20 protein-coding genes and 1 tRNA gene are annotated in these 22,944 nt (G+C 54.2%); 11 read left to right on the forward strand and 10 right to left on the reverse strand.

Annotated features, from left to right (window positions below; translation table 11 throughout):
- Position 1: 1 nt before the first annotated feature.
- From tauD to mmuP, 6 genes are all read right to left on the reverse strand, one after another.
- Positions 2-850 carry a taurine dioxygenase gene (gene tauD / locus IM303_RS18720; RefSeq protein ID WP_049001836.1) on the reverse strand — a complete coding sequence of 283 codons (849 nt, stop codon included), beginning with the start codon at positions 848-850 and terminating at the stop codon, positions 2-4.
- The gene (tauC, locus tag IM303_RS18725) at positions 847-1,674 is read right to left on the reverse strand and encodes a taurine ABC transporter permease TauC (protein ID WP_041911117.1); all 828 of its coding nucleotides are present in this window, start codon (positions 1,672-1,674) and stop codon (positions 847-849) included. The genes tauD and tauC overlap by 4 nt, the downstream gene beginning before the upstream one ends.
- Positions 1,671-2,438, reverse strand: a complete 768-nt coding sequence (gene tauB / locus IM303_RS18730; protein ID WP_048957570.1) for a taurine ABC transporter ATP-binding subunit — start codon at positions 2,436-2,438, stop codon at positions 1,671-1,673. Before tauB ends, tauC begins: the two co-directional genes overlap by 4 nt.
- 10 nt (positions 2,439-2,448) lie before the next feature.
- Positions 2,449-3,411, reverse strand: a complete 963-nt coding sequence (gene tauA, locus IM303_RS18735; protein WP_049001834.1) for a taurine ABC transporter substrate-binding protein — start codon at positions 3,409-3,411, stop codon at positions 2,449-2,451.
- A gap of 174 nt (positions 3,412-3,585) precedes the next feature.
- Positions 3,586-4,518 (reverse strand): homocysteine S-methyltransferase, encoded by a 933-nt coding sequence (gene mmuM / locus IM303_RS18740; RefSeq protein WP_193360162.1) that lies wholly within the window; start codon positions 4,516-4,518, stop codon positions 3,586-3,588.
- A complete protein-coding gene (gene mmuP, locus IM303_RS18745) occupies positions 4,505-5,905 on the reverse strand; it encodes an S-methylmethionine permease (RefSeq protein ID WP_193360163.1) in 1,401 nt (466 codons plus the stop codon). The genes mmuM and mmuP overlap by 14 nt, the downstream gene beginning before the upstream one ends.
- Positions 5,906-6,242: 337 nt before the next feature.
- On the opposite strand from mmuP, the gene IM303_RS18750 reads away from it, so the two are divergent.
- The 10 genes from IM303_RS18750 (at position 6,243) to IM303_RS18795 (ending at position 18,026) form a co-directional block, all read left to right on the forward strand.
- Positions 6,243-7,352, forward strand: a complete 1,110-nt coding sequence (locus IM303_RS18750) for an AI-2E family transporter (protein ID WP_045259869.1) — start codon at positions 6,243-6,245, stop codon at positions 7,350-7,352.
- Between the two features lie 119 nt (positions 7,353-7,471).
- The gene (locus IM303_RS18755) at positions 7,472-9,256 is read left to right on the forward strand and encodes a diguanylate cyclase (RefSeq protein WP_049001831.1); all 1,785 of its coding nucleotides are present in this window, start codon (positions 7,472-7,474) and stop codon (positions 9,254-9,256) included.
- A gap of 309 nt (positions 9,257-9,565) precedes the next feature.
- Positions 9,566-10,639 carry a catalase family peroxidase gene (locus IM303_RS18760; RefSeq protein WP_049001823.1) on the forward strand — a complete coding sequence of 358 codons (1,074 nt, stop codon included), beginning with the start codon at positions 9,566-9,568 and terminating at the stop codon, positions 10,637-10,639.
- Positions 10,636-11,199 carry a cytochrome b gene (locus IM303_RS18765; RefSeq protein WP_041911125.1) on the forward strand — a complete coding sequence of 188 codons (564 nt, stop codon included), beginning with the start codon at positions 10,636-10,638 and terminating at the stop codon, positions 11,197-11,199. The genes IM303_RS18760 and IM303_RS18765 overlap by 4 nt, the downstream gene beginning before the upstream one ends.
- 427 nt (positions 11,200-11,626) lie before the next feature.
- On the forward strand, positions 11,627-12,121 hold the full coding sequence (locus IM303_RS18770; RefSeq protein ID WP_028012099.1) for a molybdopterin-dependent oxidoreductase: 495 nt from the start codon (positions 11,627-11,629) through the stop codon (positions 12,119-12,121).
- 17 nt (positions 12,122-12,138) lie between these two features.
- Positions 12,139-14,076, forward strand: coding sequence for a bifunctional diguanylate cyclase/phosphodiesterase (locus IM303_RS18775; protein WP_047367578.1), 1,938 nt, complete (start codon positions 12,139-12,141; stop codon positions 14,074-14,076).
- A 239-nt stretch (positions 14,077-14,315) separates the two neighbouring features.
- Complete coding sequence (locus tag IM303_RS18780) at positions 14,316-14,573, forward strand: YjhX family toxin (RefSeq protein WP_028012097.1); 258 nt, start codon at positions 14,316-14,318, stop codon at positions 14,571-14,573.
- 10 nt (positions 14,574-14,583) lie between these two features.
- Positions 14,584-15,330 carry a cyclopropane-fatty-acyl-phospholipid synthase family protein gene (locus IM303_RS18785; RefSeq protein WP_049001819.1) on the forward strand — a complete coding sequence of 249 codons (747 nt, stop codon included), beginning with the start codon at positions 14,584-14,586 and terminating at the stop codon, positions 15,328-15,330.
- Positions 15,331-15,467: 137 nt separating this feature from the next.
- Positions 15,468-16,322: a GIY-YIG nuclease family protein gene (locus IM303_RS18790; protein ID WP_049001814.1), complete on the forward strand. Its 855-nt coding sequence runs from the start codon at positions 15,468-15,470 to the stop codon at positions 16,320-16,322.
- Positions 16,323-17,219: 897 nt separating this feature from the next.
- Entirely contained in the window at positions 17,220-18,026 is an 807-nt protein-coding gene (locus IM303_RS18795) for a DUF4225 domain-containing protein (protein ID WP_049119898.1), read from the forward strand.
- Here the strand turns inward: IM303_RS18795 and IM303_RS18800 are convergent.
- The 4 genes from IM303_RS18800 to proB form a co-directional block, all read right to left on the reverse strand.
- Positions 18,023-18,337, reverse strand: coding sequence for a hypothetical protein (locus tag IM303_RS18800; RefSeq protein WP_049119897.1), 315 nt, complete (start codon positions 18,335-18,337; stop codon positions 18,023-18,025). The genes IM303_RS18795 and IM303_RS18800 overlap by 4 nt on opposite strands.
- A 622-nt stretch (positions 18,338-18,959) precedes the next feature.
- Positions 18,960-19,032: transfer RNA gene (locus tag IM303_RS18805), tRNA-Thr, on the reverse strand.
- A 111-nt stretch (positions 19,033-19,143) separates the two neighbouring features.
- A complete protein-coding gene (proA, locus tag IM303_RS18810; RefSeq protein WP_048999734.1) occupies positions 19,144-20,397 on the reverse strand; it encodes a glutamate-5-semialdehyde dehydrogenase in 1,254 nt (417 codons plus the stop codon).
- Between the two features lie 11 nt (positions 20,398-20,408).
- Positions 20,409-21,512, reverse strand: a complete 1,104-nt coding sequence (proB, locus tag IM303_RS18815) for a glutamate 5-kinase (protein ID WP_193360164.1) — start codon at positions 21,510-21,512, stop codon at positions 20,409-20,411.
- 305 nt (positions 21,513-21,817) lie between these two features.
- On the opposite strand from proB, the gene phoE reads away from it, so the two are divergent.
- Positions 21,818-22,870: a phosphoporin PhoE gene (gene phoE / locus IM303_RS18820; RefSeq protein WP_028012086.1), complete on the forward strand. Its 1,053-nt coding sequence runs from the start codon at positions 21,818-21,820 to the stop codon at positions 22,868-22,870.
- Positions 22,871-22,944: the final 74 nt, after the last annotated feature.

The raw sequence follows: 22,944 nt of genomic DNA on the forward strand, positions 1-22,944 counted from the left end.
ATCAGGGGCGGTAAAACGGCTTATCCCCCAAAATCGTCGCCCGCTGCATAATCCTTCGCTGCGGCAGATAGTCCGCGTTGGCGTAGTGCTGCGTCACGCGGTTATCCCAGATCGCCAGGTCGTTCTCCTGCCAGCGCCAGCGCACCTGAAACTCCGGTTTAGTGATATGTGCGAACAGGAAACCTAACAGCGCGTCGCTCTCTTTTTCCGTCACGTCCACAATGCGCGTCGTGAATCCTTCGTTCACGAACAGCGCCTGCTTGCCCGTGACCGGATGGGTGCGCACCACCGGGTGCAGCAGCGGCGGATGCTTCGCCACCGCTTCCAGCCAGCGCTGATGCTCCTCTTCGCTTTTACGGTACTTATATTCCGGGAACGATTTTTTGAAGTCGTGCTCCGCCCGCAGGCCGCTCAGCAGTGCCCGGAACGGCGCAGAGAGCGCCTCAAACGCCGCAATCCCGCTCGCCCACAGCGTATCGCCGCCGGTCTCTGGCAGTAATTTTGCTGCCAGAATTGCCCCGGCGGGCGGCGTTTCGATAAAGGTGACGTCCGTGTGCCAGTTGTCATTGTCCGGCGGGTTATCGTTGTGGGTATCCAGAACGATAATCTCCTCCACCCCTTCCGCATGCGGATAGACCGGGTGAATATGCAGGTCGCCAAAACGCAACGCCAGCGCGCGCTGCTGCTGCGGGGTGATCGCCTGCTCGCGAAGGAACACCACCTGATGGCGCAGCACCGCGTGGTACAGCTGCTCAAACTGGTTATCGCTCAGCGGGCGGGACACATCCAGGCCCGATACCTGCGCGCCAATGTACGGCCCCAGCGGGGTGATGGTCAGTCGTTCACTCATTGTATTTCTCCATGCCAGGGCGTCAGGCGGCGCTGTAGCGCGCGCAGCCCCAGTTCTAATCCGAAGGCGATCGCGGCAATCACCGCGATCCCTGCCAGCACCACGTCAGTCGCCAGGAACTCTCCCGCCGACTGCACCATAAACCCTAATCCTCGCGTGGCGGCGATCAGCTCTGCCGCCACCAGCGTGGACCAGCCCACGCCGAGGCCGATGCGCAGTCCGGTTAAAATCTCCGGCAGCGCGCCGGGTAGAATCACAAACAGCAGCACCTGCGTACGGCTGGCCCCCAGCGACTGCGCCGCACGAATGCGCACCTGCTGGGCACTCTTCACGCCCGCCAGCGCCGACATGGCAACCGGCGCGAAAATCGCCAGATAAATCAGCAGAATTTTCGACGTTTCGCCGATACCGAACCAGATTACCATCAGCGGCAAATAGGCCAGCGGCGGCACCGGGCGGTAAAGCTCAATCAGCGGGTCAAGGATGCCGCGCACCGTCGGGCTTAGGCCCATCGCGATCCCGACCGGGATACCGATAACCACCGCCGCCAGCAGCGCCACCAGAATGCGCGTCAGGCTTGCGCCGAGATGCTGCCAGAGCGTCGCGTCCATAAAGCCCTGCGGCCCGGCGATGGAGATGAGTTTCGCCAGCACCTGTCCCGGCGGCGGCAGAAACAGCGGGCTGACCCACTGCTGGGCCGCAACCGCCCACCACGCTGCCAGCAGCACCAGCAGCGTACCGACGCTCAGCGTAATTTGACGTGAGAAAGGCCAGCGCAGCGCCAGACGCGTGCGGCGCGTTTTTTCACTAAAGACGATGCTCATGAGAAGGCCTCCCGCTGTTCGAACACGCGGCTTAAGACGTATTCACGCTGCTCAATAAACCGCGGATCTGATTTGATGCTGCGCACCGGCTCCCCCGCGACGTAGCGACGGGCGAAATCCAGCGGCAGCCGCTCCAGCACGCGCCCCGGCCCCGGCGAGAGCAGCACCAGCTCGGTCGCCATAAACACCGCCTCTTCGATATCGTGGGTAATTAACAGCACCTGCTTGCCCGTCTCATGCCACAGGCGCAGCAGCAGGGTTTGCATCTGCTCGCGGGTAAAGGCGTCCAGCGCCCCGAACGGCTCGTCCAGCAGCAACAGCTGCGGATTCGCCGCCAGCGCGCGGGCGATCCCGACGCGCTGACGCTGGCCGCCGGAAAGCTGCCAGATAAAGCGTTTTTCCGCCCCTTCCAGCCCCACTTTTTTCAGCATCGCCCGCGCGGTTGCCAGCCGCTGTTCACGGTTCACACCCGCAAGCTGTAGCCCAAACGCCACGTTCTCCTGCACGTTGCGCCACGGAAGCAATCCTTCGTTCTGAAAGACCACGCCGCGCTCGGCGCCAGGGCCATCCACCTTTTTGCCTTCCAGCTGAATGGTGCCGTGCTGATACGGTACAAACCCGGCAATCAGATTCAGCAGCGTGGTTTTTCCGCAGCCGGACGGGCCGAGCACCACCAGCAGTTCACCGCTGCCCAGCGTCAGGTTGATGTCCTCCAGCGCGGGTTTACCACCGTAATCGGCATACAGGTTCGTAATGTTCAGCATGGCGGACTCCTTATTTCACAAAGCGGTCGGTGACGTACTGACTGTAATCCGCCGCGACCGCAGGCACTTTGCCCTGCTCTTTCAGGAAGGTGGCGGTATCTACAATCGCTTTGCTCACCGGCCCGTTTAGCTGCTGCACCTGCTGCGCGGGGGTCAGATAGGTATTGCCCCTCACCAGCCCCGGCACGTCCGCTTCCGGCACGCCGCTCAGGCGGGAGAGTTTTTCCAGATTGGCGGGCTGCTTCAGCCACTCATCCGGGTTGCTGATGTACGGCTGCTGGGCGTCAATCGCGCTTTTCGCGAAGGCTTTCACCACCTCAGGATGTTTCTCGGCAAAGTCTTTGCGCACCACCCACACGTCGAGGGTCGGCGCGCCCCACTGGCCCACTTTCTCGGAGTCGGTCAGCACGGTGCCGTCTTTTTCCAGCTCGTTTACTGCCGGTGCCCACACGTAGGCCCCGTCAATATCCCCGCGCTGCCAGGCGGCGATTATCGCCGGCGGCTGAAGATTGATGATTTGCACCTGCCCCGGCTTGATGCCCCAGTGTTTGAGCGCCGCCAGCAGGCTGTAGTGGGTGGTGGAGATAAACGGCACGGCGATGCGTTTGCCGATCAGATCTTCCGGTTTGGTGATGTTTTTCTTCACCACCAGCGCTTCGGAATTACCGAGCTGAGAGGCGAGGAGGAAAACCTCAATCGGTACCTGCTGGCTGGCCGCGACCGCCAGCGGGCTGGAGCCGATATTGCCAATCTGCACGTCGCCGGACGCTAACGCACGCACGACGGACGCGCCGCTGTCGAACTTGCGCCAGTCGACTTTCGCGCCGCTCTCTTTCGCAAAGGTATTGTCCGCCTGCGCAACCTTCGCCGGCTCAGCCGAGGTTTGATATGCGACGGTAACGTCCACCGCCTGCGCCTGAAATGCCCACAGCGCCAGCGCGCCGAGAAGTGTGATTCGCGATGAAATTGCCATAGTGCCTGCTCCCCTGTTGTTATGAGGGCAGTATTTCCGGCGCGGGAATTTTGATAAAGGAATAAAAAAGAATCGCTAATGACGATTCGTTTTTAGAAAAAAAGCGGGAAAGGATAGTTGATTTTGTGCGGTTGGTTTGTGCCGGGTGGCGCCTGCGCCTTACCCGGCACAAACTCAGCGCTGCGCGTTCAGCTCTGCAATATCCTTCGGCGTGGTGCGACAGCATCCGCCGATTAACTTCGCTCCCGCAGCCAGCCACTGCGGCAGATACCCCGCCAGCGTCTCGCACGCTTCGCCGTGGTGGTGCCAGGTTTTGGTTACCGCATCATAATGCTCGCCCGAGTTCGGGTAGACCACCAGCGGCAGCGGCGTCAGGCTATGCAACTGCTTCAGCGCCGCCGTGGTGTTTTCCAGCGCGATACAGTTGATGCCCAGCGCGACGACCTGCGGATAGTCCTCCAGAGAAGAAACCACCTCCCGCAGCGGCGTGCCGTCGCTCAGGTGCTCGCTGTCGCGCAGGGTGAAGGAGAACCACGCCCGTGCGCGGGGATACGCCGTCAGCAACGCGGCCAGCGCCTTTATTTCCGTGAACGACGGCAGCGTTTCGCAGGCCAGCAGGTCTGCACCCACGTCCAGCAGCGCTTCCACGCGCGGGCGGTGGAATTCTGTGAATTCTTCGGCACTACGCACATAGTCGCCGCGATACTCTGAGCCATCTGCCAGATACGCGCCGTACGGCCCAACGGAGCCCGCTACCAGCAGCGTGCCCGCGTGCAGGTTTTCGGCCAGGTACGCTTCGCGCGCCTTACGCGCCAGCTCCACGCTTTTGCCAATCAGCGCGCGGGACTGCGCCTCATCCAGACCGCGTGCCGCAAAGCCCGCAGGCGTAGCCTGGTAGCTGGCGGTGATCGCCACCTGCGCGCCCGCGCGGTAGTAATCAAGATGCACTTCACGGATAAGATCCGGGTTTTCCACCAGCACTTTGGCCGACCAGAGGCTGTCTGCAAGGTTACAGCCGCGCGCTTCCAGCTCCGTTGCCATTGCGCCATCCAGCACCACAAACGGCTGTTTTTCAAGGATGGCGGTAAGCGGATTATTCTGCAACATGTTCAGGCTCCGGCGATGTCATATTTCGGGTCAGGTAGTAGGCACCATAACACAGGGCGACGAACGGAAGCCCGCAATAAAGGGCAATGCGCTGGCTGGGGTCAAACCACAGGCCGACGCAGGCCACCACGCAGAGGATAAAACCGAGCACCGGCACCAGCGGATACCACGGCGCGCGGTACTGCAGCGCAGAGAGCGGCTGGCCGGACTGCAGATGACGGCGACGGAAAACGAAGTGCGACGCGCAGATGCTGATCCACACCGCCACCACCGCAAAGCCAGAAATGGCCGAGAGTGCGACAAACACCGTGTCCGGGGCCACCACGCTTGAGAACAGCGCCAGCACGCCGCCGAGCATGGAAACCGAGAGCGCCGTCAGCGGCACGCCGTTTTTGTTCACGCGGGCAAAGCAGCGCGGGAGCGTTTTCTCATTCGAGAGCGACCACAGCATGCGCCCGGAGGCGTACAGCCCGGAGTTCGCCGCCGAGAGGATCGCCGTCAGGATCACGAAGTTAAAAATATCAGCGGCATAAGGAATACCGACCTTTTCAAACACCAGCACGAATGGGCTTTTTTCCACGCCCGCCTGCTGCATCGGGATCAGCGCCGCCAGCACAAACACGGTGCCGATAAAGAAGATGATCAGCCGCGCGATGGTGGTGCGGATCGCAACCGGAATGACCTTGTGCGGATTTTCCGTTTCACCCGCTGCGATGCCGATAAGCTCGGTCCCGGAAAAGGCAAAATTCACCGCCACCATGGTCATCAGGATCGGCAGGCCGCCGTGCGGGAACCAGCCCTCGGCGGTGAGGTTGCTTAAGCCCGGCGCGGGTGAACCGTCCTGCATCGGGATGAAACCAAAGACCGCCGCCCCGCCGAGGATAATAAAGGCGATGATGGTGATGACCTTCACCAGCGAAAACCAAAATTCCCCTTCGGCAAAGAAGCGCGTGGAGATGACGTTAAGGCCGAAAATCACCACGCAAAAGACCACGCACCACGCCCAGACGGGCACCTGCGGGAACCAGTACTGCATGCAGAACCCGGCGGCGGTAAAGCTCGAGCCGAGCGCCACCGTCCAGGTGAGCCAGTAGAGCCACGCCACGGTATAGCCCGTCGCCGGGCCGAGATAGCGGGCGGCATAGACGTGGAACGCGCCGGTTTCCGGCATCGCCACGGAGAGCTCACCCAAACACTGCATCACCAGCCAGACCACCAGCGCGCCGATCAGGTACGCCAGCAGCGTGCCCGCCGCCCCGGTGGTGGAAATGATGTATCCGGTATTGAAGAATAACCCTGTCCCAATCACGCCGCCCAGCGAGAGCATAATCAGGTGGCGTGTTTTCATGGTGCGCTTAAGCTGTCCATTTTCTTGTTGTGTTTGCATATTACCTTCTATACGTATGGACATCTAAACATCCAAAGAAGGTGTTATACCGCGATTGTTAATAAAAAGCTAGATGACCAGACGCAAACGGGCGCGCCGCGCGCTGAGTCTGGGGTGGATTGTGAGGATCACATAAAGAATGGGACGCCAGGCCATAAGCACCTCCGCAAGCAGATACTAACAGCATGATGCGGGAACGTGCGATCTTCGGTCAGTCGAAAGTGCTATCCGTGAAGCGCAAATTCATACTGCGATATTGCTGAACTGGCCGCCGGGTTGGTAATTCTCGCAATCGGTTCTATAGTCGTCACAGTTTCTTAGTAACCAGGACTGACTGATGCGCTTTAACGGACTGACCAAAGGTTTCTTTATTTTCATTCTCGCCCTTGTGACCTGGGCCTTCTTCGACGTGCTGTCGCCCTACTTCTCCGCGATACTGTGGGCCGCCATTCTGACCGTCATCTTCAACCCGGTAAAAAACAAGCTGCGCACCGCGCTGGGGGAGCGCAACGGGCTTGCCTCGCTGTTGACGATTGGCATTATCTGCCTGATCGTCTTTATCCCGCTGATGGTGATCCTCTCCTCGCTCGCCATTGAGCTGAACGTGGTTTACACGAAGCTTCAGGAGAACAACACCCAATTCCCGGAGGTAGTGGCGAGCATCTTCAACCACTTGCCGGACTGGGCCAGCGGCTTCCTGGCGGATCACAACCTGACCAACGCGGCGCAGATCCAGAAAAAACTCTCCGACGTCGCGCTGCAGGGCGGGCAGTATCTGGCAGGCAGCGCGTTCCTGATCGGCAAAGGCACGTTTGGTTTTGCGATTAGCTTCGGCATCATGCTTTATCTGTTGTTCTTCCTGCTGAAGGATGGACCGTATCTGGTACGCCAGATCCTCGACTCCCTGCCGCTGTCTGATTTTGTTAAACAGCACCTGTTCGCCAAGTTCGTCGGCGTCTCCCGGGCGACGGTGAAAGGGACGGCGGTGGTGGCCGTCGTTCAGGGCACGCTCGGCGGGATCGCGTTTGCCATCGTGGGCATCGACGGCAGCGTGCTCTGGGGCGCGCTGATGGCGTTCCTCTCGCTGGTCCCCGCCGTCGGCTCGGCGATTGTCTGGGTGCCAGCCGCCATTTACCTGTTCGCCACGCACCAGCTCTGGCAGGGGCTGTTTATTGTTGGCTTCTTCGTGATTATTGTCGGGCTGGTGGACAATATCCTGCGCCCGCTGCTGGTGGGGAAAGACACCAAAATGCCGGACTACCTGATTCTGATCTCCACCCTCGGCGGCATGGAGCTGTACGGCATTAACGGCTTTGTGATTGGGCCGCTCATCGCCGCGCTGTTTATCGCCTGCTGGAACCTCTTCTCCGGCCGCGATCACGCGGGCAATGCCGAAGAGCTGGACGCCGAGTTCATCGAAGAGGGAAAAAACTCTCCAGATTTGTAGGGACGTGACGATAACGACCACATCAGGCGGCGCTGTGCCGCCTTTTTTTTCGCCTTAAATCATACGTTTTCTATAATTTGAAGAACGCCATCCTCTTTATGCGGTAAAAGGATCTCCAGGTGCGAATCGCGACAATAACCAACTGGGCCTACGGTGCCACGGTCTGCCTGACTATCGCCTCCGGCATTATCATGCTGATGGCCTCCGGAGCTGACACCGCCGAACGTCAGGCCATTGAACTACGTCAAAATTTTGATGAGCTTACAGAAAATATTGAAACCGACGCCTGGAAACAGTCCGATTTAGCGCGCCTGTATGTCATCAAAAAAAATCCGCAAATCCTGGATGAGTACAATGCGTCAGAGAAAAAACTGAAGAGCATCGAGCTGAAGCTGGAGAAACTGCAGGACACCGGCGCTTCAGATGACGAGCTGGCCCTGCTGCATGATGGTTTAAAAATCATTGATGCACTGCAGGATGAGCAGCAGGCGGCACTGACGAGCGTGGCCCGGGGTGAAGATGCGCAGGCCGTTGCCCTGCTCTATGGCATGCCCTACGAGCAGGAGCTTGAGCGCGCACAAACCCAAATCGATCGCTTTCGCCAGATACTCGACAAACGTGTCATCGCCTCCGTACGGGAGGCGACGAAAAAATCGAAAGCGCTGCGCACGGCTTCTGAAGTGATGGTTGGCCTGACCGCCCTGCTGTTCTTGTTTGTGCTCGGCTTTATATTAAAACGCCGCGTGCTGCGCCCGGTGGTACGCCTGAGCGACGTGGTTCACCGTCTGGCTTCTCAGGACTTCGCGGTTGAAACGCCCAACTTTAACCAGATTGATGAGATTGGCGATATGGCCCAGGCCATCCGCATCTTTCGTGAAAACGGCCTTGCGCGACAGCGGCTGGAAAAAGAGCGTGACGCCGACTGGGCCATCCGCGAGCTGCTGGCGCGCATGACCCAGCGGCTGCAGGGGTGTGAAAACTTTGACGACGTGATTAACGTGGCGGAGCTGTTTGCGCCCAATATCGCGCCGGGGATAGCGGGCCGGCTCTACGTTTTTGACCGCGATCCGTGGCAAATGCGCTGCGTCGCCCAGTGGCTTTCACCGGCAGATGATGAGGCCACATTCCACCCCGATGCGTGCTGGGCCGTGCGTCGCGGTCAGAGCCACCCGCCGGTTAACGGTGAACCGGATGTCGCCTGCTATCATCTCCCGGAATCACAGGCGGAAAGCGCACTGTGCGTACCGCTTATCGCCCAGGGCGAGGCCATTGGATTGCTCTCGTTCCAGAACATCACCCCGGAAAATGCTCCTGCACGCGCGTATCTGGAACTGATGGCCGAGGCGCTCGGACTGGCGCTGGCGAATCAGCGCCTGCGCAACGCGCTGCTGGAAAAAGCCTTGTTTGACCCGCTTACCGGCCTGCGTAATCGTCATCATCTGGAAGACACCCTGCACACGCAAATGACGCAGGCCATGCGCAACGGCGAGCCGTTAAGCTGCATGATGATCGACATCGATCACTTTAAAAGCATTAACGACCGCTTTGGTCACGAGGCCGGCGATCAGGTAATCAAAAACGTGGCGACGATTGTTCAGCGGGCCGCGCACGACGGCGGGCTGGCATTCCGCTACGGGGGCGAGGAGTTTCTGGTTCTGCTTCCCGGGGCCGGTGAAGCAGAAGCGCACGCCTGCGCGCAGAAGATTTACAACGGCGTGCATGCGCTATCGCTTCGCTACGGGCTGACCGAGATTGGGCCGGTGGATGTGTCGATTGGTATCGCCAGCTATCCAGAGCATGCTCAAAGTGACAACCTGCTGCGCGCCGCGGACGTGGCACTGTACCGGGCGAAAGAGCTGGGACGCTCGCGAATTGTGAGTTTTGGGATGCTGGAGGCGGGTTAGACCGCCCGCCGGGTGGCGAACGCGAAAATATCTGGCATCAAAAATTATAAACTTTTCGTGATATTCTTTTTTAATAAAGTTTACCTTATATACTCTTCTCAGAGCGTAAAACGCACGTTATAAAAATAGTGGCTTTTCAGTCTATTATTCTTTAGCGCGTCTATAATCGCCTCATCATAAAAATATCCTCTGGCATATTACCGCGATTATAAAAAAATAATCGCCTCAACTTTATCCCTGTATTAATGCGTGGCTCGCCGATGTTCGTGCGCGTGACAGGTATTATTCTTTCACACTGGAAAAACGTCTATGTCTAATGTGGATTTACGATCCAAAAAATCCTGGGGAGCGCTGGCCATCATCGCCGCGATCGTGGGCGCGATAGCATCCGCATTTGCGTGGACGGCGGGTTGGATCGGTTCTCGCACCACCAGTCAGGCATTAGTCTCGGAAACACCAACGCCGTTTCCTCCCGGATTTCGCCGGGCACATGGCAAAGGAATGTGTTTTACGGGAAACTTCATTCCAGCCGGTTCAGCAACGTCTTTGTCAACCGCGCGCCTTTTTTCCCAGCAGCATACCCCTGTTGTCGGACGGTTTTCCATCGGCACTGGCGACCCCCACGCGGCGGATAGCTCAACGAAAACCCTGAGCATGGCCCTGATGTTCAGAACAGACGATAACCAGCAGTGGCGTATGGCGATGAACAACGAACCCTTCTTTGCGACCCGGGACCCTGAAGGATTTCTGGCGCTGCACCAGGCAACCGCGCCAGACCCGGCCACCGGCAAGCCGGATCCACAGCGCCTCGCGGCATTCTTAAAAGCCTATCCGGAAGCAGAGAAATACCTCAAATGGGCGGCACAAAAGCCCGCCCCCGGGAGCTTTGCCGGCGCAACGTTCTACAGCATTAACGCCTTTTACCTCGTGGACGGTCTCGGAAATCGCCAGGCGGTACGCTGGATGATGCGCCCGCACGATCCTTTTGTGTCGCTGAGCGAGGAGCAGCGCCAGAAGGCCGATCGCAACATCATGTTCGAGGGCGTCAGCCAGAGGCTTGCTCAGAAGCCTCTCTACTGGGATTTTGTTCTGCAACTCGCCCAGCCGGGCGATCCGGTGGATGACCCTTCCCGGCCGTGGCCTAACGATCGCAGGCAGATCGTGGCCGGTACGCTGGAAGTGGTGCGCGTCGAAGCCCAGGCTGACGGTCCGTGCCGCGACGTTAACTTCGACCCCTCGACGGTTCCTTCGGGTGTGAACGTGTCTGACGATCCGGTGTTAAACGCGCGTTCCGCCGCGTATTCACACTCCTTTAGTCGCCGGGAACGGGAAATTGGTTACGGCAAAGCCACCGAAGCTGTTGAAAAGCAGGAGATAAAATGAACCCGAATCAAGAACACGGAAAAGCGCCGCAGCATTTCAACGCCCTGGCAAGAGGACTACACTGGCTAATGGCGGCGATGATTCTGGCCATGCTGTTTATTGGTACCGCAATGATGACGACGCTTCATCACCGGATTGCGCTTATCGACCTGCATCGCCCTCTGGGGATTGCCATATTACTGCTGGCGCTGCTCCGTCTGGTGAACCGACTTCGTAGCAAGACGCCCCGGCTGCCTGCTGATTTACCCTTCTGGCAAGTGCTTGCGGCTAAAGCGTCGCACTGGCTGCTGTATGCGCTCATGCTGGCAATGCCATTTTTGGGCTGGGCGCAGCTGTCGGCAGCAGGCTTGCCCGTCGTCATGTTCGAGGGATTTAATCTCCCACCGATTTTGCCAGTAAGCCCAACCCTTTTCGCCTGGTGTCACGATGCGCATAGCCTTCTGGCAAAACTCCTTTTTGCCGTGGTGCTATTACATATTTCTGCTGCATTAGTACATGCCTGGATCTACCGGGATAGCGTTTTTGCCAGCATGACGAAAAGCGGCAACCAGAAAAATTAAATAAAAAAAAGGCCTTTTTATCCGCTCTCGAATAAAAAATCGCCGGAGTGTGATAATTAAACGGCACAATTAGCGCGACATATAAATTGGCGAAAAATAACCAGGCGTCGTTGTCCCGGTAACCTGCAGTCTGGGGCATCCGACGTTATGGTTAGCAACGCTGCCCGGGCGATGCCTCGTGCGCGTCAATAAAAAACGATCGTTTTTTAGCCGAAAGCGACTTTATTCACATAATGGTCGCGTACTTAAAAAAAGAAGCACTCACAGTGCTGTAAAACCCGCTCGCACCAAACCACTTCAACTCGATGATTTTAAAACATTTTCCTGCAACGCATATCCAAAAACGGTAGCGTCTCAACAAAATACATAAACTAGTAGGATAACTAAATTATAATTCATATACTTCTGTGCAAAAGTGGAGGCCATAATGCGATTAATCCTAATGCTGGTATGCTGTCTGGTTCAGAGTTTAGCCTGGGCGGGTGAACTGCCGAAACCCGCCGGAAAACCCATTTTGACGATTTACGGGAATATAGAAAATACTAACGAAGATGGAAAAGCAGTGTTTGATCTCGCAAGCCTTGAAAAACTCGGCATGGTGAGTTTCGAGACGACATCTCCCTGGTATACGGGCAGGACGAAGTTTGAGGGTGTTCCAATGAACAAACTCATGGATTATGTTGGAGCAAAGGGTTCTGTCGTTAATGTTATTGCCCTTAATGATTACGCTACCGCTATTCCTCTCAGCGATTTTAAGAAATATAATGCTATTCTTGCCTTAAAGATTAATGGCGAATATATGCGTATCCGCGATAAAGGCCCATCATTCATTGTATACCCTTATGACAGTCTTCCTGAGTTGAATAATCAAATTTATTACTCGCGTTCAGCATGGCAGGTTAGCAAAATGAAGATTGAATAGCAGTTCAGGAGAACATAATGAACAGGATACTGGTTGGTATCATTTTTTCTCTTTTTATCACGACGGGATATATTGCATTTCTTGTTTACGATCGTCAGCAAGAGCTGCAAAAACTGACTCACTACACTGAGTCCTGGTCCGTGGCTCAACTGGTATCAGAGTATTACCGATTTGAATCATGGCTTGGTCTATACGCAACCGATACCGATGACGTTACGATAGACCAGGCCCGCATGCGTCTCGAAATTATGCTCAGCCAGGGCGAGTTACTGAACGGGGGAGACTTAGGCCGCTATATTGAGAGCGATAAAACGCATCAAGAGATCGCTGCACGCCTGAAAGAAATACTGGCGTATCTGGACAGTAACCTGGAAAAAATGAGCCATGAAGAATTAAAAAAGTACCTGGCAAATATGCACCTGCTCGATGCGCCGCTCAGTCAACTGTCTTCAAGCGCATTAACCAAAGATATTAACACAATTAATGAATCTAACCATAAAATACAGATCCTATATTATATTTACTCCGTACTTTCGTTACTTCTGGTGATATTAAGCTTTATTCTGGGGTTCTTAATGATCTATCAGAATAAAAATATTCTTAAAGCCCACATGCAGGTTAAAACCCTCGCTGACGAACTTCAGCGTTCAAAAGAAACGCTGCAAATACAGAATTCGAAGCTGGAATATGATGTGTATCATGACTCCCTTACCGGCATGAAAAACCGTCTGTTCTTCTGGGACGATCTCAATAAAATTACCCTTCAGGCAGATAAAAACCATACCCCTGTCACGGTGATGTTATTTGATTTAGACCGGTTCAAAGAGGTCAACGATACCTATGGCCATGACGCCGGCGATTTACTGTTGAATCAGGTATCCCGACGGCTTACCTCAATGAGTAACGCGACGGATACGTTTTACCGCCTGGGCGGTGACGAATTTGCACTTCTCTCCAGCGGCCTGACCGAGAACGCAGCGGTTTCGCGCGCCAAAGAGATCAGCGCTCACATCAGTCTGCCCTATACAATCAATAACCAGCTGATAAAAATTGCCACCTGTGTAGGTATCGTCTTATCTGATAATGAGCGGCGCTCGGATTATCTCTATAAATTTGCCGATCTGGCCCTCTACGAAGCCAAAAAAGAGGGCTCACAGCAGATAAAAGTCTTCCGTCAGTGGATGCTGCAGAAGCTGCAGGAAAGCAGAACCCTTGAGCATGATATGGCTCTCGCGATCAGCAACCATGAATTCGTTGTTTATTACCAGCCTATTGTCGATTCATTCAGCAATGAAATTTACGGCTATGAAGCGCTTATTCGCTGGATACACCCGGTAAAGGGGATTTTGTCGCCTGATTACTTTATTTCTGTTGCTGAAAAAACAGGGATGATTAATGAGATTGGCAAAAATGTGCTTGAACTTGCCTGCCGGGAGGCAGCTTCCTGGGCGGTTCCGGCCAGAATCTCGGTAAACGTCTCACCTGTTCAGCTGGGGACTAAATCATTTACTGCAATGGTTCAGTCCATCCTGAAAGAGACGGGCTTGCCGGCCAGCCGCCTTGAGCTGGAAGTTACGGAGTCTTCGCTCTTCAGTGACAGCAACACGCCGCTCACTATTCTCAAAAAGCTCAGATCGCTGGGGGTAAAAATTTCCATTGATGATTTCGGAACGGGTTATTCCTCGCTCTCGAGGCTGAGTGAACTCAATTTTGATAAAATTAAAATTGATAAATCCTTTGTGAATCCGATATCCACCCAAGACGATGCGCTTAATATCGTTAAACTGATTACCGGCATGGCGAAGAGCCTCAATATGCGGGTCATTGCAGAAGGTGTGGAAACCGAAGCGCAGCTTGAACGGCTTCAGGCGCTGGGCTGCGATCTCGTGCAGGGCTATCTGTTCGGAAAGCCACAGGCTGAAATCGATAAAAATATAAAAAACGGTACAGTGTGATCTTACCGGGATCACACTTTTCAACCCTGGGTATACACATACAATGACCGGGTGTTATCATTCACCCCGTAAATACCTTTCAACTCAATCCGAGGCTTTGATGCTGGAGAATGTAATCATCCGATAATCAGCTCCCCGACCTTTTCAGGCCGGACTGATTATCAATGCGCCGAAATCGAATGCGGACACCGCTGTGTGTTTGCACGTTTTGCACATGATGATTAAACAGGTTTTCCAGTATGAATTTATCCCGTCAGGAACAGCGTACCTTACACGTTCTCGCCAAAGGTGGCCGTATTGTGCACGTCCGCGATACGTCCGGCCGCGTCACCGCCGTTGAATGTTACAGCCGCGAAGGGCTATTGCTCAGCGACTGCACGCTCGCCGTCTTCAAAAAGCTCAAAACCAAAAAGCTGATCAAATCCGTTAACGGTCAGCCCTACCGTATCAATACTACCGGGCTGAACAACGTCCGTGCCCAGCCTGATAATCGTTAAGGAGAGGATGATGGATATCCCACGCATATTTACTGTTAGCGAAAGCGAACACCGCATTCATAACCCCTTCACGCCAGAAAAGTACGCCACGCTGGGGCGCGTGTTACGCATGAAGCCAGGCGCGCGCCTTCTCGATCTCGGCAGCGGTTCGGGAGAGATGCTTTGCACCTGGGCGCGCGATCACGGGATTACCGGTACCGGTATCGACATGAGCCCAATCTTTACCGCGCAGGCAACGCGGCGCGCAGAGGCGCTCGGCGTCAGCGAACGCGTCCATTTTGTGCATAACGACGCGGCGGGCTACGTGGCTGATGAACAATGCGACGTGGCGGCCTGTGTTGGCGCCACATGGATTGCGGGCGGCGTTGCCGGGACGATGGACCTGCTGGCACAAAGCCTTAAGCCCGGGGGAATCATGCTCATCGGTGAACCTTACTGGCGACAGGTTCCCGCAACGGAGGAGACGGCTCGGGCTTGCGGCGTCTCGTCCACCGCAGACTTTCTCACCCTGCCCGACCTTGTCGCGTCTTTCGATCGCCAGGGCTATGACCTGGTCGAAATGGTGCTGGCAGATCAGGAAGGCTGGGACAGATACGAAGCCGCGAAATGGATGACCCTGCGCCGCTGGCTGGATCAAAACCCCGACGATGATTTTGCACAGGAGGTGCGCGCGGAGCTGACGGCAGCGCCTAAGCGCCATGTGGCTTACACAAGGGAATATATTGGCTGGGGCGTGTTTGCGTTAATTGCACGATAGGAGGGAGTGGCGGTATAGCCTTTTGGGGCTATACCGGCCTTAAGCATGAAGCGCTCAGCATTGTGAACGCTACGCTACGCCTGGCATGAAAAAACTTCTATCATTGCTTTTTCCGTTACCGCATTCACAGGCGCTTTATGGACACCCCTTCTTTTCTCTATTTATTGCTTTTCCCGGCCAAAAAGATGATGAAAGTGGGTAAAGCCAATAATATCTATAACCGCATTCAGTCGCTAAAACGGGTCTGGGGCGATGTGGATTATGCCCATTCTTACCGCATTGCGTTACCGCAGTCCGAGGTCTTTAAGCTGGAAAAAATGCTGCATTTTCTTTTGGCCAAATATCAAACGGGCATTGATGCCGGCGACGGCTATACCGAGCTGTTTTCCATTGAGGCGCTGGAGCCCGCCATTAAGCATATTCATTACGTCATTGAGCATGGGGTCATTGATGCTCAGCTCCTTCAGGGAATCGAAAAGCCACAGCTTCGGCCCGGCAAAAGCGCGGCGCATCGCCACGCGAAAATGAAAAAACAGTCAGATACTATGATTAACAACGTTGTCAGGGTGACGGAACAGTTCAGCAGGATAAATCGTTTACTGCTTATCTTGCTATTTAAGCAGCACCGCCTTCGTTATCAATATGACATTGAAGGTAATACCATACTGTTTCGGATAGCAGACAACCGTACTGACCAACGCGATGCTCACAAAATAATGCGCATGTTCAGCTTTTTTATTGAAGACTTCAGATATTTGGGCGGGACCAACTACTGCTCGGGGGTCTTTGGTGAAGGCACGGTCACGCAATACAACGTGGAGTTGATTTCAGGCGACCCTGACGCACATCCTCTGGTGGCCTATCTCGCCTCGCAAACAGAGCGCTTGTTTAATAAATTGCCATCGCGATCGGCGTTATTAATGGAAGATCTGCCGATACTGGAATCGAGCCGAATCCTGCGTAGGGTATTACAGAATGATGACGAGGATTAAGTTGCTTATGCCGCGACACTTATTGCTATTCAAGGGCAAGACGACGTACTGTCATCAAGACAGATGCCCTCTGGTGAATCCTGTATCGCGCTGTGGGGAGTCATGGATTATCGTTACGCCAGTTATATCTGGTGCTAGAAATCGCAGCTGAGGGCTTCTGGTGAAGCGTAGAAGGGATTGATGGGACTGCATGCGCTGGTGTGGAAAAAGATACGCATCTATGACCGCCAGGACGGGAGAATTTCGCCAGGTGAGGGTAGACCTTCTACCCGTTGTGGTAACGTCGCCGTGGTGACTTTGCATCTGCTGGTGAATAGAAAAATATGCTTTTATGGCGTTTAATGCTCTGGCAGGATCAAAGGCCTGAAACCCGAAGTTGTGGGGTGACCAGATAAACTCATCCAAAATCCTTGAACAAGTAAACTCACCTCAAATCCTCCCGAATGCTATCCTTCTGTTGATCAAATCGCTGTTGTATACCCCGCTTCACGCCAACGCGCCGAAAAGCAATACCTGACCAAAAAAGCCAAGTACTTATAAGATACAACATGTTAAATTGCTGTACAATTAGTGAACAGATGCACTTCAAAACATCAAGTTATCTCCCTTGCGTCAGCCCAAAGCAGCATTGTGTAACTGCACTCCTTGTTGCAGTGAGGCGTGTCGCTGAAGGCATCACGTAGCGATATTTGGCGAAGAAAAGTGCTTTTCACCGAGAGCCTGGGCTGACGGTCTAGCAGATCACCAACAGAGCCGGGGATATTTTGAACAGGAGAATGTAAACTGGAAGGATAAAGGAACGGGACACCCACAGTGGCGGGTTGTGAAAGTATTTCCTGTTATCTTCGACTTTATTGCACGTAAAATGACCAGACACATTTTGGGAAGGAGTCTTTAATGGATATTGCGCTGCTCAACAGGGGCTGGAACAGAACATGGTCAGATACCATGGTAAATCTGGAAGCCCGGAAACTCGTCGAAACTGCAAATCGGCTATCAGCATTCTATTTGCAAGATGGGATAACACGTATCAAGTTTGTCGAAGAGATAAGGCAGGTCGTAGAGAAAGAATTTGAAACTGCACGACGGGCCAAAACCGATGAAGAATGCATTGCATGCATCAAAAATCTGCGTGCCGAAACAGATAATCTGCAAGAACAAGAACGCCTGTTAAGAACCAGAGCCGCCCAACTTTATGCAAAGGTCGAGTTTGTCAGGGAAAACAATAAAATCGTCGGATACGTTATTTCGGCAATCCATATAGTGGTATCTGGAGCAGCATTATTTGGTGGGATGGTTATGATGTCCACTATGACCCCTGTTGGAGTTCTTGCAGGAGCCGTTTTATTTGTTGATGGTATTAACGGTATAACAAAAGAAGCAAGCCATCTTCGCTATGGTGAACAATCCAAATCGGAAGGAATTTTTGCTGATGGCGCAATGGAGACCGCACAATTTATGGGGTTTAGCCCAGAAAGTGGATTAGCTCTTTATAATACGGTGACTCTAGGGGTGAGTGTCTATAGTATCTTCGGCTTAGCAAGGAAACCCGGAGCTTGGCGATTATTCCGTTGGCTGCCGCGTGATTACTACCGAAAAGTTGACACAATGAGCAAGCCTAAGCTAACGATGAAAATCGCTGGATATGGTGTCAAAGCGAAAGTCATTTTTGATCTTCTGGCTACTGATAACAGTACTAATTAAGATTTGTTCGCTCTACAGAATCGCCAAGATTTATAAGCAAGTACAGGCGGTTGTATAAAAATTGCAACCGCTGCGCCACAAGAAAGGCCAATAGCACCAGAGAAAACACTCTGCTCAGATGCGAACATCACAAGAAAAATTAATACAGCAAGGCAACCGGATACAACCCACACGGCTAGAATAAATCGCCTGGCCAGGTCCCTGATTGCATTCCCCAACGTTCCACCATAGCTTTCAACGTTATTCTTTATCTTCTTCAAATCCGATGGTGTAAAGCCAGAACTCAACAAAGCCTCATCAGTAACATCCATATTGTCCTCTCCGCATTTCTTAACTGGCAATGGCACACATAATCATAATGATGAACTTTACAGTAATCCATATGATGTTTGTGCAATGTATCAGATTTCAGACAATAGAAGCCATAAAGCCCCGTTAGTGGTAAGAAGACAAGCGGAGCGTAGCGACTTCATCTGGCCAACCTGGTTGGTTTCGCTTTGCGAAAGTCACCAGTGACCAAATCAGATTGTCAGAGGGATCACACCTTATCAGGGTGCTCATGTACCTTTCGGAGCGTGAGCGAAGCGCTGGCAGAGCCGGATCTGTAGCTACCGGAGCATTACCACTATTCACCTGTTTACGCAGCCATAAGGCCGCACATCGGGCTTGAATGCGTGTGATCAATCTGTTTCGGGAGGATTTAGAGACGTTGGCAGCGTCATCAGCTTCGAGTTGATAGCGGTTCGTGGGGACTGTTCACGCTTTGTACCTGTTCGAGCTTTACAACTACAGGCCGCTACGTGCTAACTTCCCTGAATAGCCACTGTTAACCATAGCGGCAACTGTTGGTCATAGAATCCCTTAAAAAAAGATTGTACCTCGAGAGTGACAATCGCCTTAATTCATTGTTTTTAAAGGATTTTGTTGTGTGAGTGCCGATAATAGGAGTCGAACCTACGACCTTCGCATTACGAATGCGCTGCTCTACCAACTGAGCTATATCGGCCCTGAGAGGCCGGTTACGAGTGTAACCACGGGGCAAAAGGTTAGATCTAACCGGGTGATGCGTCAATGCCCTTTTGAATCAAACGGCTATTTTTGCATCACCCGTGACTATTTACGCACGAATCGTATCGTCACCGAAGCCGATCCACTTATAGGTGGTCAGCGCTTCAAGGCCCATCGGACCGCGCGCGTGCAGTTTCTGCGTGCTGACCGCCACTTCTGCGCCAAGTCCGAACTGGCCGCCGTCCGTGAAACGGGTGGAAGCGTTCACATATACCGCAGAGGAATCCACTTCATTCACAAAGCGATCGGCATTGCGCAGCGTACGCGTCAGGATCGCGTCAGAATGCTGCGTGCCGTGTTCACGAATGTGCGCAATAGCGTCGTCGAGATCCGCAACCACCTTCACGTTCAGATCCAGCGACAGGAACTCGTCGTCGTACTGCTCCGCTTTTACGGGAACCACGCTAGCCGGGCCACCCTGGAGCAGCGCGAGGGCATTGGTATCAGCGTGCAGCGTCACCCCGCTCTCCGCCAGCTGTTTGCTCAGAGCAGGCAAGAAGGCGCTCGCAATCCCCTGGTGCACCAGCAGCGTTTCTACGGTGTTACAGGTGCTTGGGCGCTGGGTTTTGGCGTTGACGATAATCTTCAGCGCTGGCTCAATTTCGGCGCTGTCGTCTACCACGATATGGCATACGCCGATGCCGCCCGTGATGACCGGAATGGTCGACTGCTCACGGCACAGCTTGTGCAGGCCCGCGCCACCGCGTGGGATCAGCATGTCGATGTATTTGTCCATGCGCAGCATCTCGTTGACCAGCGCGCGGTCAGGGCTCTCAATCGCCTGCACGGCACCCGCCGGCAAACCGCACTCTTCCAGCGCCTGCTGGATGACTTTCACCGTCGCGGCGTTGGTGCGCCAGGTCTCTTTCCCACCGCGTAGAATGGCGGCATTACCGGTTTTCAGGCACAGGGAAGCGACGTCAACCGTCACGTTTGGACGGGCTTCATAAATCACGCCGATGACGCCGAGCGGCACGCGGCGACGCTCCAGACGCAAACCGCTGTCGAGCAGCCCACCGTCAATCACCTGTCCTACCGGGTCGGCCAGATTACAAACCTGACGAACATCGTCGGCGATACTTTTAAGACGCGCCGGGTTCAGCGCCAGGCGGTCGAGCATCGCTTCGCTCAGGCCGTTTCGACGCGCTTCCAGCAGATCCTGCTCGTTGGCAAGCAAAATGTCCTGAGACTGTGCTTCCAGATAATCAGCGATTTTTTCCAGCACGCGGTTTTTCTCGCGGCTGGAAAGGAGCGCCAGTTTGTAAGAAGCGGCCTTCGCGGCTGCGCCCATTTGTTCCAGCATGTTCTGGCTCCTTAACGAATAATCATGTCATCGCGATGCACGGCAACCGGGCCATATTCATAGCCCAGAATAGCGTCGATCTGCTGCGAGTGGTGGCCCGCAATGCGGCGCAGGGCATCGCTGTTATAGCGGCTTACGCCATGCGCGATGTCGCGACCTTCAAGGTTACGGATGCGGATCACTTCACCACGGGAGAAGTGGCCTGTCACGCTTTTAATTCCTTTAGGAAGCAATGAACTCCCTCGTTCCAGAATCGCCGCGGTTGCCCCTTCATCAACGGTGAGTTCACCGGCAGGCGGCGCGCCAAAGATCCAGCGCTTGCGGTTCTCCAGTGGGGATTCCTGGGCGTGGAAGCGGGTGCCAACGGAAATGCCTTCCATCACGTCGCCAATCACGCCAGGGCGGCTGCCCGCGGCAATGATGGTGTCGATACCGGCGCGGCACGCCACGTCGGCGGCCTGCAGCTTTGTCCCCATCCCGCCCGTTCCGAGGCCGGACACGCTGTCACCGGCGATGGCGCGCAGCGCATCGTCGATACCATGAACATCGGTAATCAGCTCGGCTTCCGGGTTGGAGCGCGGGTCGGCGGTGAACAGCCCCTGCTGATCGGTCAGAAGCAGGAGTTTATCGGCACCGGCCAGGATGGCGGCCAGCGCAGAGAGGTTATCGTTATCGCCCACTTTTATTTCAGCGGTGGCAACGGCATCGTTTTCGTTGATAACGGGAACAATATTGTTGTCCAGCAGGGCGCGCAGGGTATCGCGGGCGTTCAGGAAGCGCTCCCGGTCTTCCATATCCGCACGCGTCAGCAGCATCTGCCCGACGTGAATACCGTAGATAGAGAACAGCTGTTCCCAGAGTTGAATGAGTCGGCTTTGTCCCACGGCGGCCAGCAGCTGTTTAGAGGCGATCGTCGCGGGGAGTTCGGGATAACCCAGGTGTTCACGCCCGGCGGCAATCGCCCCGGAGGTCACAATCACAATACGGTGCCCTGCGGCATGCAGCTGAGCGCACTGGCGTACAAGCTCAACAATGTGGGCGCGATTTAGGCGGCGCGATCCGCCTGTTAACACACTGGTACCGAGTTTTACCACCAGCGTCTGGCTGTCACTCATGATTCTCTGCCGTTCAACGATAAGGGAAAGTAATGTCGAACGAACGTTTTAACAGGAGTCAGCCCGGTTGCCAACTGCCTTAGTGCATCACCAGGCACTTTGTTGCGCGGGATCAGGAAGCGTAGCGGCAGAATTTGACAAATTTATTACCGTAATAATAAATCACAGTTTTTTAAAATTATTCTTAGTTTGTCATAAAAGTTTCATTACAGAACGATAAAACCCTTCCTGTTTTTTCACGGGACTTAAGCATCAGCTTATCGTCCAGCGAATTTTTAAAGCGCGTTTATAAGACAGGATCGAAAATGAAAAAGAGCACTCTGGCATTAGTGGTTATGGGCGTGGTGGCTTCCGCATCTGTTCACGCAGCAGAAGTTTATAATAAAAACGGTAATAAACTGGACGTGTACGGCAAAGTGAAAGCTATGCACTATATCAGTGATGATGACACCAAAGATGGTGACCAGACTTACGTTCGTTTCGGTTTTAAAGGCGAAACCCAGATTAACGATCAGCTGACGGGCTATGGCCGTTGGGAAGCTGAATTCGCAGGTAACAAAGCTGAAAGCGACTCCTCGCAGAAAACACGTCTGGCGTTCGCCGGTATTAAACTGAAAGACTTTGGTTCACTGGATTACGGCCGTAACCTGGGCGCGCTTTATGACGTCGCGGCATACACCGATATGTTCCCTGAGTTCGGCGGTGACGGCCTGGCACAGACCGACAACTTCATGACGAAACGTGCCTCCGGACTGGCCACCTACCGCAATACCGACTTCTTTGGCATGGTAGACGGTCTTGATATGACCCTGCAGTACCAGGGCAAAAACGAAAACCGCGACGTGAAAAAGCAGAACGGTGACGGCTTTGGTACGTCTCTGGCCTATGACTTCGGCGGCAGCGATTTCTCCGTCATTGGTGCTTATGCCAGCTCCGATCGCACCAACGCGCAGAACCTGCAGGCGCGCGGTGAAGGTAAAAAAGCCGAGGGCTGGGCAACCGGTCTGAAATACGACGCGAACGATATTTACCTGGCCACTATTTATTCTGAAACCCGCAATATGGCCCCTATCTCCGGTGGTTTTGCAAATAAAGCGCAAAACTTCGAAGTGGTTGCACAATATCAGTTTGACTTTGGTCTGCGCCCATCCGTGGGTTATGTACAGTCCAAAGGTAAAGATATCGAAGGCATTGGCGACGAAGATATCGTGAAATATATTGACGTGGGCGCCACGTATTACTTCAACAAAAACATGTCCGCGTTTGTTGATTATAAAATCAACCAGATTGACGACGATAATAAGCTGGGCGTGAGCAGCGATGATATCGTTGCGCTGGGTGTGACGTATCAGTTCTAAGATTATCCAGATAAGAAAATCCCGGCATACAAGCCGGGATTTTTTTGCCCAGGGTAAATGCGGTCTGCTGCCCT

The organism is Enterobacter cloacae complex sp. P38RS, from assembly GCF_014930775.1.
Lineage (GTDB): Bacteria > Pseudomonadota > Gammaproteobacteria > Enterobacterales > Enterobacteriaceae > Enterobacter > Enterobacter bugandensis.

Excerpts from the sequence above, each read along its gene's own strand:
- tauD (WP_049001836.1), bottom strand. The coding sequence starts at position 850 with ATGAGTGAACGACTGACCATCACCCCGCTGGGGCCGTACATTGGCGCG.
- tauC (WP_041911117.1), bottom strand. The coding sequence starts at position 1,674 with ATGAGCATCGTCTTTAGTGAAAAAACGCGCCGCACGCGTCTGGCGCTG.
- tauB (WP_048957570.1), bottom strand. The coding sequence starts at position 2,438 with ATGCTGAACATTACGAACCTGTATGCCGATTACGGTGGTAAACCCGCG.
- tauA (WP_049001834.1), bottom strand. The coding sequence starts at position 3,411 with ATGGCAATTTCATCGCGAATCACACTTCTCGGCGCGCTGGCGCTGTGG.
- mmuM (WP_193360162.1), bottom strand. The coding sequence starts at position 4,518 with ATGTTGCAGAATAATCCGCTTACCGCCATCCTTGAAAAACAGCCGTTT.
- mmuP (WP_193360163.1), bottom strand. The coding sequence starts at position 5,905 with ATGCAAACACAACAAGAAAATGGACAGCTTAAGCGCACCATGAAAACA.
- IM303_RS18750 (WP_045259869.1), top strand. The coding sequence starts at position 6,243 with ATGCGCTTTAACGGACTGACCAAAGGTTTCTTTATTTTCATTCTCGCC.
- IM303_RS18760 (WP_049001823.1), top strand. The coding sequence starts at position 9,566 with ATGTCTAATGTGGATTTACGATCCAAAAAATCCTGGGGAGCGCTGGCC.
- IM303_RS18765 (WP_041911125.1), top strand. The coding sequence starts at position 10,636 with ATGAACCCGAATCAAGAACACGGAAAAGCGCCGCAGCATTTCAACGCC.
- IM303_RS18770 (WP_028012099.1), top strand. The coding sequence starts at position 11,627 with ATGCGATTAATCCTAATGCTGGTATGCTGTCTGGTTCAGAGTTTAGCC.
- IM303_RS18775 (WP_047367578.1), top strand. The coding sequence starts at position 12,139 with ATGAACAGGATACTGGTTGGTATCATTTTTTCTCTTTTTATCACGACG.
- IM303_RS18780 (WP_028012097.1), top strand. The coding sequence starts at position 14,316 with ATGAATTTATCCCGTCAGGAACAGCGTACCTTACACGTTCTCGCCAAA.
- IM303_RS18785 (WP_049001819.1), top strand. The coding sequence starts at position 14,584 with ATGGATATCCCACGCATATTTACTGTTAGCGAAAGCGAACACCGCATT.
- IM303_RS18790 (WP_049001814.1), top strand. The coding sequence starts at position 15,468 with ATGGACACCCCTTCTTTTCTCTATTTATTGCTTTTCCCGGCCAAAAAG.
- IM303_RS18795 (WP_049119898.1), top strand. The coding sequence starts at position 17,220 with ATGGATATTGCGCTGCTCAACAGGGGCTGGAACAGAACATGGTCAGAT.
- IM303_RS18800 (WP_049119897.1), bottom strand. The coding sequence starts at position 18,337 with ATGGATGTTACTGATGAGGCTTTGTTGAGTTCTGGCTTTACACCATCG.
- proA (WP_048999734.1), bottom strand. The coding sequence starts at position 20,397 with ATGCTGGAACAAATGGGCGCAGCCGCGAAGGCCGCTTCTTACAAACTG.
- proB (WP_193360164.1), bottom strand. The coding sequence starts at position 21,512 with ATGAGTGACAGCCAGACGCTGGTGGTAAAACTCGGTACCAGTGTGTTA.
- phoE (WP_028012086.1), top strand. The coding sequence starts at position 21,818 with ATGAAAAAGAGCACTCTGGCATTAGTGGTTATGGGCGTGGTGGCTTCC.